Origin of the sequence: Paenibacillus sp. LjRoot153 (assembly GCF_964253085.1) — a bacterium.
GTDB lineage: Bacteria > Bacillota > Bacilli > Paenibacillales > NBRC-103111 > Paenibacillus_E.
Genome location: NZ_CAXUQH020000001.1, coordinates 5,412,991 through 5,426,041, shown reverse-complemented (window position 1 = coordinate 5,426,041; position 13,051 = coordinate 5,412,991). Strand labels below are relative to the sequence as shown.

Here is a 13,051-nt window from a genome sequence, read left to right as displayed (position 1 = left end):
GCATGAAGGCAGTTCTAGTTGGTTTAGGGAACTTCGGTTTAGGGTGGTACAAGAGATTAAGACGTCATCCGGGTGTGCAGACGGTATGTGTTGTTGAAGCAAACGTTCAACTGCGGGAAACGATTGATCCGGAAACTCCGTTTTATTTATCTTTGGAAGAAGCGATTATCAGCGAGCGCCCCGATTTCGTCATTAATGTTACGCCTCCTCACATTCACACTACGATTAACGAGATCGCGTTCTCGCATGGCCTGCCGGTGCTCTGCGAGAAGCCGATTTCGAACGATATTATGGACGCGCAATATATTGTCGGTCAGGCTGAACTGAAAAACATTCCGTTCATGATTTCCGAGAATTACCGTTTCTTCGCTCCGGTGCTCAAGGCGAAGGAGCTTTTAGACAGCGGTGTCATCGGACATTTGTCATCGGTACACATTGAATTCGACCGCTATCATGTCGTACCCGTTCCTTATTTCGGTCGGCTGGCAAACGGACTGCTGGAAGATGTAACGATTCATCATTTCGATATGATCCGTTATTTTACTGGTCAGGAAGCCGTGAAAGTGTTCGCCATGAACAGCAATCCGCCTGGAAGCTGGACGGAGACGACGACGATTCACCTTAGCGCTTGGATGGAGCTTGACGGCGGGACGGTCGTGGATTATCACGGCAACATGATGGCCAAGGGAAAACTAACCGAATGGTACGGCGATTGGCGTTTCGAAGGTGCGGAAGGTGCGATTGTGGTAACGAGCAACCGAGTGCAGCTTATGAAGGAAGGAAAAGCCGATGAAGTGTACACCTTCGACGGGGTAGGTAACGTACTGTCGGTCGATGAATTTCTAGCCGCTTTGAAGGAGAAGCGGGAGCCTAGACCAAGTGGAAGAGATTATTTGAAATCGCAAAGCTTGGTGCATGCTGCAGCTGTATCTTCGAGAACAGGCAAAATGCTTTCGGTGGAAGAAGCACTGAATGAGGTGTAACCATATCCTGTATTTGTATGATTTGGTGACAGTTTTTATAGTTTAAACAAGCAAGGATGCCCCTAAAGGCATCCTTGCTTGTTTATGTGCGCCTTGATTGGATAGTGAAGAGTTAATAAGGAAGGGGCTATGCTTGCTGTTCATTTAGAAGTATAATTTGTATGTTTATACGAACTATATAATTTAAAACTCTCGCTAACGATGAGAATTTGTGTGCCAACTAGGTGTGGGAGGGAATTTGTTTGTTGTTTCGGAGACTTGGGTTTAATCGGCATAGCATTGTTTTGAGCTGGTTTTTATCGTATGCAGCAGTGTTGCTGCTCCCGATTGTCATGAGTATTTTCGTTTATAATCAATCCAAGCAAACGTTAGAGAATGAAATTCATCAAGCGAATAATGCGCTTCTGAAGCAGGTAGAGGAATCGATGGACTATCAGCTGAAGAACATGCAGCGATTGAATTTCGAGTTGTCTTGGAACCTAAAAATTCAGGAGCTGCTGTACTCCGGTAAGAGGCAGCTTTTTCCGATGGAGAATCCTTATGATGTCTATCAAATTACACAAGATTTAAAATTATATCAGTCCTCGTATCCTTTTGTGGACGAATTCTATATTTATATCGCGTCGGATCATGAGGTTCTTATGCCCAGCGTGAAAAGAGAAGATAAAGTGGCCTTTCAACTACTGCATGAGGATGGCATATTCACTTACGATCAATGGCTTTCTATGTTGAACGAGTACAGCCCTCAACGTTTCATTGCGTTAAATCGCAAAGTAGAAGGGGGACGGACGGAAAAAACGGTAGCTTTGGTAAGCAGTTATCCCAATGTGGCCAAGAAGTCTATTGCGACTAATGTCATTATGATTGACCAGTCCAGGATCCTCGAATCCGTCAAAAATATTCAGCTTTTTAATCAAGGCAATGTACTCATCTTGAACAAAGAAAATCAGGTACTTGTTTCTAATGAATCGATTCCGCTGCCTACAGACTTTCCTTACGATAAAATGACTGGATCCTCAGGTCTATTCTACTTTATGAACGGTGGGGAAAAATATGAAGTCTTCTATCAGCAAACGGATCAATCGGAAATGAAGTTCATTACTGTCGTACCAAGCCGCCTCTATTGGGTAAAAGCAGAGCAAGTACGCATATTGACATACACCAGCATTGCGATCAGTTTCTTTGCCGGACTGGTACTGACCCTAATTCTGTTAATAAAAAATTATAGTCCAATCCGCAGGTTAACGCGCACTTTCGCAGGTAAAAGAGGAGTGCCTGACGGTAAAATGAATAATGAGCTGAAGTTCATTCAACAGGCGATTGATCGGACTTTTGACGAAATGGATAAAATGGCGAACCGAAAGCAGCATGAACATGATATCCTTAGGTCTCACTTCTTATCACGGCTGTTAAAAGGCAGAGTCAATCCGTATATTACGGTAGACGATTCACTAGCTGCCTTTAATTTGAAGTTCGATACGGATCAATTTGCCGTTCTGCTTTTCAGCTTGGAGGAACAGGAAAGCGTGTCGTTCTTCGAATTCATCCAAGGCAAGGATATGGCGGAAAAACGCAAGTTGTTGTATTTCATTATTGCAAATGTCGTTGATGAGATATCGAATCAAATCGATTACGGTTATGTAACAGAAGTGGAAGATATGATGGCCTGTTTAATCAATGTAAAGGAACGAGCATCGGAGGAGCAAATGCAGGAGTTGATGCGAATCGCCTCCGAGGCTCAAAACTTTTTACAGATGAACTACAAAATTCCGTTGACTGTCTCCATTAGCCGTGTACACCATTCGATAGCGGGCATTTCGCAAGCTTATGCGGAAGCGCTGGATACACTGGAATATAAACTCGTTGTAGGAAGCAAGGGTATTATTTCTTACGAGGATATGGCTTTGAATACGCCTAAAGAATCGGGAGCCGGCTATGAATATCCACTTCAAGTTGAGCAGCAACTGATCAATAATGTAAAAGTGGGCGATTTCGATAAGGCCAAGCAAACGTTGGATGAAATTATAAACAATAATGTATATAACCAAGTGATTGCTCTTCCTTTAGCCAAATGTCTCATGTTTGATCTGGTCAGCACGATGATGAAAGCGGTCAAGGAAATTGGCGGCATCCAGAATAGTCTGATGGAGGCAAATCCGAATTGGATGGAGGATCTTACTCAGTGCAGTACTATTCAAACGATGCATCAACAAATTATCGTCATTCTAAAGCAAGTTTGTGATCATGCGGATCAGGTGAGACAAAAGAACATACAGCACACACGGCAGGGAACTCTTCGTTCGTTAATCGAGAACATATGCGAGTTTATTCAATCCCATTATGGAGATAATGATTTAAATATTACGATGATCGGTGATCATTTTGATATGAAGGCAGCTTATTTATCTAAATTGTTTAAAGAACAGACAGGGGAAGGTTTGCTGGATTATATCAATAAGATAAGGATCGACAGGGCGAAACTAGCTCTAAAGCAAGCGGATAGCCAAATTGTTGATGTGGCTGAAGCTGTCGGATACAGCCATGTGAATACTTTTATTCGAACTTTCAAAAAATACGAGGGGATTACCCCAGGTAAATTCAAGGAAATGTGCGAATCATAAGCTGCCTATAGGGTGGCTTTTTCATTTTATATGCGCAATTGGAAGTTTTGTTTATCATTTTGTCGAAATGGTTGATCGGTTTTCGCAATTCTGGTTATTCAAATGCAGAAATGGAAGATATTAAACCGCAGCGGACTATCCTACAATAATTAACGTAGCGTTCTTAGCGCTTCACAAAATGCAAACAACTAGGGGGAAACAATGTGTCGAAAACAAAACGTGTAGCTTCCGTTCTATTAGTAAGCGCTGTGTTAAGCAGCACGATTACGGCTTGCTCCAGCTCAAATCCCAAGGATCCTTTATCTGGACAATCCACTCAGAAGGATGGCGCAACGACAAGTACAACATATCCGATTCAAACCGACAAAAAGCTAAGTTATTGGGCGGAAATACCAAGCACGTTGGTAGGCGTCAAGCCGAACTTCGCTGAAGTTCCATTTGTTCAGGAATGGCAAAAGCAAACCGGCGTTAAGCTGAATTTCAGCTCTCCGGTCGCGAACCAAGCCAAAGAAGGACTCAATGTTATGTTAGCTTCAGGAGATTTGCCGGATTTGATCGAGTATAACTGGATGCAGTTTCCCGGCGGGCCTGAGAAAGCAATTAATGATGGTTACATTCTCAAACTGAACGATCTGATTGATAAGTATGCGCCTAATTTGAAGAAGTATTTAAAGGAACATCCTGAAGTAGATAAAATGGTGAAAACCGATTCGGGCAGCTATTATGGGTTCCCGTTCCTCCGCGGGGATGATTTCCTTCGCGTCTACCAAGGGCCGGTTATCCGCCAGGATTGGTTGGATGAACTTGGGCTTCAAGCTCCGACAACGATTGATGAATGGCATGATGTCTTGAAAGCATTTAAGGAGAAAAAGGGGGCAACAGCTCCGCTTTCCTTCCAAAGTCTCCCTAGGGCGTTCGAGCAAATCTATAACGGCGCTTTTATCGGTGCCTTCGGCATTCACCGTCTCTTCTATTTAGATAACAACCAAGTGAAGTTTGGTCCTGCTCAGCCAGAGTACAAGCAGTTCATGGCTACGTTCCGTCAGTGGTACCAGGAAGGTTTGTTAGATAAGAACATTGCATCGACGGACGGTAAAAATATAGATGCTAATTTAGCTTCGGGTGCGACGGGAGCCACGGTCGGCAACGCAGGCGGTGGGATTGGCAAGTGGATGCCTCTTCTGACAGTAAAGAACCCGAAAGCAAACCTTGTCGGCGTTCAGTATCCGGTTTTGAAAAAAGGCGATACGCCTAAATTTGGCCAAAAAGATTATCCTTATTCATTCCAAGGAATGGTTGCCATCTCAGCAGGCTCCCAAAATGCCGAACTTGCCGTGAGAATGCTTGACTACGGATACTCCGAGCAGGGGCACATGCTGTTCAACTTCGGTACTCCGGGTGTAAGCTACAACTTGGACAACGGGTATCCGAAATATACCGATATCTTGTTTAAAAATCCGGATAAGTTAGCACCGTCGCAAGCGTTCTCGTTGTATACCAAAGCGAACTACTTCGGGCCATTCGTTCAAGATAAGCGATACATCGAGCAGTATTATACAATTCCTCAGCAGAAAGACGCGGTTACTGTCTGGCAGAAAACGGATGCTGACAAATATACGCTTCCGCCAATTACGGCAACCCCGGAAGAAAGCACCGAGTTGGCCAAAATTATGACGGATATAAACACATTAGTCGATGAAATGACGCTCAAAATTATTCTAGGAAGCGATTCTGTGGACAATTTCGACAAGTATATGGAAAAAATGAAGGGGTTGAAGTTGGAACGAGCGCTTCAAATCCAACAAGCGGCATTAGAGCGCTATAACAAACGCTAAAAAACACATTATGTTGGAGGGCCGGAGAAGCAGATTCCGCCGGCCTCCAGCAAGTATCATCAGCGGAACGGGGATGAATAGATGGACAAAGTGCTGCGAACGAGAACGAAAGCGTACCAACAGACAAAGATGACCTTTAGGATGAGAACGGCCAAAGATTTTGCTCAAAACAAATACCTTTACTTCATGATGATTCCGGTCATCGCGTTTTATCTTATCTTTCACTATGGGCCCATGTACGGCGCGATCATTGCTTTTAAAGAATATTCCCCAATGAAAGGGATCGTGGGGAGTCCTTGGGTAGGGTTTGATCATTTCATGTCGTTCTTTAATTCCTATTATTTTTGGAGAATCCTGAAAAACACCGTAGTCATCAGCTGTTATTCTTTACTTTTTGAATTTCCAGCTCCGATTATATTAGCTATTCTCATTAACGAAATTCGTCACAAATCATTTCGCCGCGTTGCCCAATCCGTGACCTACATGCCTTATTTTATTTCCCTCGTTGTCATTTGTGGCATGGTGAAGGATTTTACGAATAGCGGCGGGATTTTGAATTCTTGGTTTACGATGATGTTTGGCGGAGATGGGCAAGCGCTGCTGCAAAAGCCGGAATGGTTTCGACCGCTCTATATTTTATCTGAAATATGGCAAAAAATGGGATGGGAATCGATTATATACATTGCCGCACTCATGGGAATCGACCAAGAGCAGTACGAAGCGGCTCGTATGGACGGGGCCGGACGATGGAGGCAGATCTGGAACATTACGATTCCGGGCATTTTGCCGACGATTATGATCATGTTCATTCTTCGTATGGGGAACATGCTCAACGTAGGCTTTGAGAAAATCATTTTATTATATAATCCAGCAACCTACGATACTGCAGACGTTATTTCCTCCTTTGTATACCGAAAAGGATTACTGGAATTCGGTTGGAGCTATAGCTCTGCGGTCGGTCTGTTCAACTCGCTCATTAATCTTATTCTGCTGCTGTCGGCGAACAAACTCAGTAAAAAATTCAGCCAAAGCAGCCTTTGGTAGGTGACATATTTATGATGCAGCAACGAAGTTTAAGTGAAAAATCCTTTGATGTATTTGTATATATCGGCTTGATTCTACTTATGGCCATTACTCTGTATCCGCTCCTTTATGTTGCATTTGCTTCTGTGAGCGACGCTAATAACTTTTTAACACATAAGGGCCTTCTCTGGAGACCCCTTGGATTTAATCTGGAGTCGTATAAAAGCGTGCTTACTAACCCGGGCATTCTGACCGGCTACAAAAATACGCTGTTTATCCTTGTTGTCGGAGTCAGCATTAATGTGTTGATGACGGCTTTGGGAGCCTATGTGCTCTCTCGCAAAAATGTCATGTGGAATAAGGCATTTCTTATTTTTATTGTCTTTACGATGTTTTTTAACGGTGGCTTAATACCGTTATATCTGATTGTCAAAAATGTAGGTTTGGTTAACTCATTATGGGCTACGATCATTCCGTTTGCGATGAATACGTTTAACCTTATTATCATGCGCACTTCGTTTATGGCGATCCCTGAAACATTGGAAGAATCGGCCAAAATTGATGGAGCTAATCATTTCACTATCTTATTCCGTCTGATTCTTCCTTTGTCCATGCCTGTAATCGCCGTGATGATTCTTTATTATTCGGTTGAAAAGTGGAATGGATGGTTTTACGCTTCAATTTTCTTGAAAGATAGAGATTTATTTCCGCTTCAAGTCATACTTCGGGAAATTCTCATCTCCAATTCTACGGATTCGATGTCTGCCGGTGCTTCGGCAGGGGATAAAATGCAAATCGGAGAAACGATTAAATACGCGACGATCATGGTAGCAACCTTGCCTGTTCTATGTATTTATCCTTTCCTGCAGAAATATTTTGTTAAAGGCGTCATGGTTGGAGCGTTAAAAGGCTGATAAGGAGTGATTGGGAATGAAAACGATCGTATGTGAGGAACCGAACCGGTTAGTGATGACGGAAACGGAAAGACCAGTCCTGCGGGACGGTGAGGCGCTAGTTAAAATCAAGAGAATCGGGATTTGCGGCACGGATCTCCATGCTTATAAAGGAAATCAGCCCTATTTCACTTACCCAAGAATTCTAGGACATGAGTTATCGGGTGAGATCGTTGAGATCCAAGACAAGGATACGGATTTGACATGTGGGGATCTGGTCACCGTTATGCCTTATCGGTATTGTGGAACTTGTGTTGCTTGCCGGCAAGGGAAGACGAATTGCTGCACCAGCCTAAACGTTCTGGGTGTACATGAGGATGGAGGGATGCGCGAATATATGGCCGTTCCAACGAACTTGCTGCTTAAAGCGGACGGTCTAACGCCGGAGCAAGCCGCCATTGTTGAATGCCTTTGTATCGGAGCTCATGCCGTGCGCAGAGTATGCATAGTACCAGGCGAATTCGTGCTCGTCATCGGTGCTGGACCTATCGGGCTCGGTGTTATGAAATTCGCTAAATTAGCGGGAGCGAAAGTGATTGCTCTCGATATCAATGAGGATCGGCTTGACTATTGCAAGCAATGGGTCCCGGCAGATTACGTTGTCAACGCGAAGAACGATCCTGCGGCGAAAATGAAGGAAATTACGCAAGGCGAATTTCCGACGGTAGTTTTGGATGCTACCGGCAATGCAGCATCGATGGAACAAGCTGCCCAATATGTCGCCCATACGGGCCGTCTAATCTATGTGGGGCTTGTCAAATCCAGAATTTCATTCGACGATCCGGATTTCCATAAGCGCGAATTAAGCATTCTCAGCAGCCGCAATGCCACTCGTGAAGATTTCGAATATGTCATGGAAAGTATTCGTAGCGGCAATATCGATACGGATCCCTTTATTACACACCGTGTGGACTTGGATCACATGATCGACACGTACGAGACTTGGTTGAAGCCGGAGTCCGGGGTTATCAAAGCGATGGTTCAATTAGATTAATAACGTGCAGGGGGAGCCTATATGCAGCAAATTTTAAAAGAAAATTTGAGTTTCGACATTGACAAGCTTTGGAGCGATTTGCAAACGAAAGTAGATCGCATGATCGTGCAAATTGGGGATAAAAGCCCGCATGTAGCCCGAGGCGACGGGATTTACGACCATAATCCGACCGATGCATGGACATCGGGCTTCTGGCCCGGCATGTTGTGGATTATGTACGATATGACCGGTAAAGAGCATTACAAGGAAGCGGCATGGCATTGGGACCGGACCATTGAAGAGCATTTCGTGAAACCGTCGAATTTGTACCATGACGTAGGGTTTCAGTTTTTGCCGACCGCCGTCATTAAATATATGCTGACTGGCGATGCCGATGCCAGACGGATCGGTCTTGAGGCGGCTAATTTTTTAGCAGGACGGTTTAATATCGCAGGCAACTTCATTAGAGCTTGGAACACGATTCCAGGCGCATGGCATGAAGGGAATACCGGATGGGCGATTATTGACTGCATGATGAACCTTCCGCTGCTTTTCTGGGCATCCGAAGAGTTGAAGGATCCACGGTTTAAACATATCGCCATGGCTCATGCCGAAACGGCGTTGCAACATTTTATCCGCGAAGACGGTTCTTCCTGCCATATTTGCTGCTTTGATCCGGAAACGGGCGAATTTATCCGTGAAATTGGCGGTCAAGGCTACGCGGCAGGATCGGCTTGGAGTCGGGGAACTGGCTGGGCGTTGTACGGATTTTCCGCCATGTATCGCATTACAGGCCAAATTCGCTTCTTGGAAGCGGCGAAGAGGGTGGCTCACTTCTTTATGGCCAACTTGGAAGAAGACAATATCCCTTTATGGGATTTCCGCGTAGATGACCGGGAGGAGGCACCACGTGACACATCCGCTGCAGCACTTGCGGCTTCCGGGCTAATCGATATTTCTAAACATGTGCCTGCAGCTCAATCCAAACTGTATATAAATAAGGCTAAGGAGATCCTGCGGTCCCTGACACATAATTATTCCACTTGGGATCAGCCAGACCATCAAGCAATTTTGCTTCAAGGCACAGGGCACAAACCGCTAGGGGCCAATATTAACGTATCGTTGATTTATGGAGATTATTATTACATTGAAGCGATAGCTAAATTGAGAGGCTGGAATAAGCACATATTTTAATTGCGAAAGGGAAGAAACATGAGGGTTTCTTTTGACGTTCAACAATCGTTTTTTTATCGTTGACAGTTAAAAAATCTAACACTACGATATTGGTTGGACGGATTACTTTGAACAGGTTTGAAATAAAAAATAACCCTATTCTCATTTGAGGATGGGGCTATTCATTATTATATCTTCATTCAATCAGCCCACGCAGTGCCTCAGCAAATCTGGATATCCCCAATGCAATCTCCTCTGACTTCGCCCTTGCGAATGTAAATCGCACATATCCCGAATCGGAACCATAAACACTCCCAGGTACCATTACGATTCCTTTCTTAATGGATTCTTCTAACAATATACCGTCCGGAATACTCGGAATCAATTTACACCAAAAATGAATGCCTCCTGCCGGCACCACGTACTCGATTAGACCTGAAAGTTCCTTTTCTAAAGATTCGATGAGTAAATCACGTTTAAATTGAAGCTGAATGCGCAAACGCTCCAAATGAGGACCAAAATAATCTGACTGTAAAAATTGTCCCGCAACTTGCTGTGGAATGATGCTTAATCCAAAATCCATCTGTTGCCTAGCATCGGCTAGCCGTTCCACAATGGAACGAGGTGCTACCATCCATCCTATACGTAAGCCTGAAGCTGCTATCTTGGAGAATGAGCCAATATACAGAACAGAACCCGTCGTATCCATGGATTTGAGCGACAAAGGAGGGATTCCATCATAGGAGGTTAAGCTATATGGATCGTCTTCCACAACAGGAAGTCCCAATTCACTAATGATATCAAGAAGACGTTTGCGTCTTTCTTCACTTAGTAGCGCTCCAGTTGGGTTCTGATAATTCGGATTCAAGAACACCATCTTAATACGGTGTTTTTTGTATAAAGTGCGAATATCTTCTGGCTGTACACCATGCTTATCGACGGGTAGGCGGAACAAGCGAAGGCCAGCTGATTGAAACATGGGCAGCGAATAGCAGTAGGAAGGATCTTCTATGGCAACTGCGTCACCTGGAGACAGAAGACATTGTGTAATTAAAAATAACGATTGCTGAGAGCCCGATGTGACAAGAATGGAGGATTCAGTTGTCCGTATTCCGCGGTAATTGTTTAGATAATCGACTAAAGCCTCTCTTAATGGCATTGAACCTTGAGGGTTATCGTAACCCAAATAGGACGTATATGCGTTTTTACTCATTAGTGCAGCGATTTCATCTGTGGGAGCTAGATCAGCCGATAGTTCACCGCTCGCAAAATCGATCAGTGATGGATTTTGCGCTAGCGCTTCGCGGATTCTCCGTAAAAAGGGCAGGTTTGGTAGAAAGCTTCCTCCTTCGGCAAACCGACTCCAGTTTGGAGTATGTTTCGGAGTGGCCCCCCATTTGGATGTACTTACCCGAGTTCCGCTACCAGTACGGCTTTCGATAATCCCCATGGATCGCAGTTCCGCGAATGCTGAAATAACGGTGCTGCGGTTCACATCAAATTGTTCAGCAAGTTTCCGTTCGGAGGGCAGCAAACTGCCCGGAGGAAACTCCCCATAAGAAATTCTTTGCTCGAGATGGTCGGCAATTTGCTCGTATAGAGCTTTTTTATGATTGCGCTCAGGCTTCCACATCTTAAAATCCCCTTGAATATTAAATCAAACCAGACAAATTTTACATTTATAATACCACTTTTCTACGAAAAAAAACCGATGTTTTCGACTTTATCAGTTAGCATTCTGTGAACATGGTTTGCATCATTAGTGGATGGCATAAAAACTGATGAATTGGTTGGTTACATTCGTCCTCTTCAAATTTATGATAGTTATTAATATTACGCTTGTAGTTATAAACTGTGGGAAGGAGATGGACCAATGACAGCTTTGATATCTTTTATTATGCTTTGTATTGCGTTTGTATCAAGTCCTTTGATTCTTGCAATAGGTGGGGCTCGTCTTATCCGTGAAGATGAACGTGAAAATGAACTAAAAAAGGCCAGAATAATATGATAATAAGGAAAAAAAGGAGAGAATAAGAATGAACAATTCACATAGAAACAATTACGAGCAGAGAATGGATGGACTTCTTTCCTTAACAATTATATTCTTTCTTTCAATTTTTTCAGGGGTCTTTTACTTTCTAATAAACGAATTTGTATTGAAGTAAGTTATTTTTGAGAGTCCGTTATGAAAAAATAAGAATTTGAGCAGGGGGGGAACTCTGCTCTATTTATTTTGTTCTTTATTTCTGCCTAAAAAAATAAAGAACCTTAGTACAGTGACTTACTGAACTAAGGTTCCTTGTCCCAAATTTTCATTTGTCCTATCACATAACAAATTTAACAATATAAACGATTAAAGCTAACAATCCTAAAGGGATGATAATAGCGTAATAAAGAGAAAGATTAACGAATATGCTTTTTGTTTGGCGATCATATCCCGGATTACCTTCTTTATTTTTATTAGAGTGTCCGATTGCTATTGTTGCTACTCCACCGGTAATTAAAATAGCGGCAAAAATAATATAGTAAAGATATAAGGACATATATGTTTCACTCCTTTATGTTTTTCAGAACCATAGTACCAGTTCTTCAATGTCATGTAACCATCCAATCAGTAATCGATATATCCATCCAATTAAGATGTTATTTATGGAAGCATTTTATCCGTAATCACCTAATCTAATTTTCGCCATTCGCTCGGCGAACTTCCAATAATTTTCTTGAAAACCCTGGTGAAGTGCTGACTTGTTTTAAATCCAAGCTCCAGAGAAGTTTCTGTTACGGAAATTCCCGACTTTAACAACATGCAAGCTCGTTCCATACGTATACGATCCAAGTAAGAGGAAGGAGATTGACCGTAGATTTCATGAAACAGTTTGAAGTAATGGGACTCGCTTACTCCGACGTCTTTCGCCATGTCTGCAACCGCAAATCGCTGCTCAGGAGATTGAACAATATGTTGAACAGAACGAATAATCACTTCTTTGAATTCGGGCTCCATCATCTTTTTAGATACGGGTTGCAGTATTCTTAGTATGATGTCCAGCAATTGATAACGGGCGAATAACATTGTATCCTGACTATCTGATGTGATCGTTGTTTTAAGGCGAGCCAATTGCTCATGAGTACTGGGATCTGCATGAAATGATCGAGGAAGCTGGCGAAGACGAGAGATGACTATTTCTCGCTCCTCTATGCTCAGACGGAACCAATTGGGGTCGTTCTCAGGATCGTTCAGAATAATCCACCATATTTGGCTCGGCTCCATATAACCGTATCTTGCTTTGTGGAGCTCGCCAGGTCGCGTATAGAACCATTGTCCCGCGCTAATCGGATAGAGCGCTCCATCCACTTCCCAGGTAACGCTGCCGTTCTGTACGTAGACGAATTCGTATTCTTGATCATGTTGGTGCATTTGGATTTGATAGGCTTCTGCATATTTCTGGTGACCGATTTGATGCTATTCTGGAATGAGTCTTGGGAATGTTGA

11 protein-coding genes are annotated in these 13,051 nt (G+C 43.4%); 8 read left to right on the top strand and 3 right to left on the bottom strand.

The window, feature by feature from the left end; genetic code table 11:
* Positions 1–2 precede the first annotated feature (2 nt).
* From ACSQ8P_RS23590 to ACSQ8P_RS23560, 7 genes are all read left to right on the top strand, one after another.
* A complete protein-coding gene (locus tag ACSQ8P_RS23590) occupies positions 3–983 on the top strand; it encodes a Gfo/Idh/MocA family protein (RefSeq protein WP_436237412.1) in 981 nt (326 codons plus the stop codon).
* A gap of 242 nt (positions 984–1,225) precedes the next feature.
* Positions 1,226–3,604, top strand: a complete 2,379-nt coding sequence (locus tag ACSQ8P_RS23585; protein ID WP_436237411.1) for a helix-turn-helix domain-containing protein — start codon at positions 1,226–1,228, stop codon at positions 3,602–3,604.
* A gap of 203 nt (positions 3,605–3,807) precedes the next feature.
* On the top strand, positions 3,808–5,439 hold the full coding sequence (locus ACSQ8P_RS23580; protein ID WP_436237410.1) for an extracellular solute-binding protein: 1,632 nt from the start codon (positions 3,808–3,810) through the stop codon (positions 5,437–5,439).
* 129 nt (positions 5,440–5,568) lie between these two features.
* Positions 5,569–6,483, top strand: coding sequence for an ABC transporter permease (locus ACSQ8P_RS23575; protein ID WP_436239588.1), 915 nt, complete (start codon positions 5,569–5,571; stop codon positions 6,481–6,483).
* 11 nt (positions 6,484–6,494) lie between these two features.
* Positions 6,495–7,376: a carbohydrate ABC transporter permease gene (locus ACSQ8P_RS23570; RefSeq protein ID WP_436237409.1), complete on the top strand. Its 882-nt coding sequence runs from the start codon at positions 6,495–6,497 to the stop codon at positions 7,374–7,376.
* A gap of 16 nt (positions 7,377–7,392) precedes the next feature.
* Positions 7,393–8,409 (top strand): zinc-binding alcohol dehydrogenase family protein, encoded by a 1,017-nt coding sequence (locus tag ACSQ8P_RS23565; RefSeq protein WP_436237408.1) that lies wholly within the window; start codon positions 7,393–7,395, stop codon positions 8,407–8,409.
* Between the two features lie 21 nt (positions 8,410–8,430).
* Positions 8,431–9,582, top strand: coding sequence for a glycoside hydrolase family 88 protein (locus tag ACSQ8P_RS23560; RefSeq protein WP_436237407.1), 1,152 nt, complete (start codon positions 8,431–8,433; stop codon positions 9,580–9,582).
* Between the two features lie 175 nt (positions 9,583–9,757).
* Here ACSQ8P_RS23560 and ACSQ8P_RS23555 read toward each other — a convergent pair whose 3' ends face one another.
* On the bottom strand, positions 9,758–11,194 hold the full coding sequence (locus ACSQ8P_RS23555; protein WP_436237406.1) for a PLP-dependent aminotransferase family protein: 1,437 nt from the start codon (positions 11,192–11,194) through the stop codon (positions 9,758–9,760).
* A 240-nt stretch (positions 11,195–11,434) separates the two neighbouring features.
* Here ACSQ8P_RS23555 and ACSQ8P_RS23550 point away from each other — a divergent pair, with 240 nt between their 5' ends.
* The gene (locus ACSQ8P_RS23550) at positions 11,435–11,569 is read left to right on the top strand and encodes a hypothetical protein (RefSeq protein WP_436237405.1); all 135 of its coding nucleotides are present in this window, start codon (positions 11,435–11,437) and stop codon (positions 11,567–11,569) included.
* A 316-nt stretch (positions 11,570–11,885) separates the two neighbouring features.
* On the opposite strand, the gene ACSQ8P_RS23545 is transcribed toward ACSQ8P_RS23550, so the two are convergent.
* Both ACSQ8P_RS23545 and ACSQ8P_RS23540 read right to left on the bottom strand, forming a co-directional pair.
* Complete coding sequence (locus tag ACSQ8P_RS23545; RefSeq protein WP_436237404.1) at positions 11,886–12,104, bottom strand: hypothetical protein; 219 nt, start codon at positions 12,102–12,104, stop codon at positions 11,886–11,888.
* Positions 12,105–12,235: 131 nt separating this feature from the next.
* Complete coding sequence (locus ACSQ8P_RS23540; RefSeq protein ID WP_436239587.1) at positions 12,236–13,015, bottom strand: AraC family transcriptional regulator; 780 nt, start codon at positions 13,013–13,015, stop codon at positions 12,236–12,238.
* Positions 13,016–13,051 lie beyond the last annotated feature (36 nt).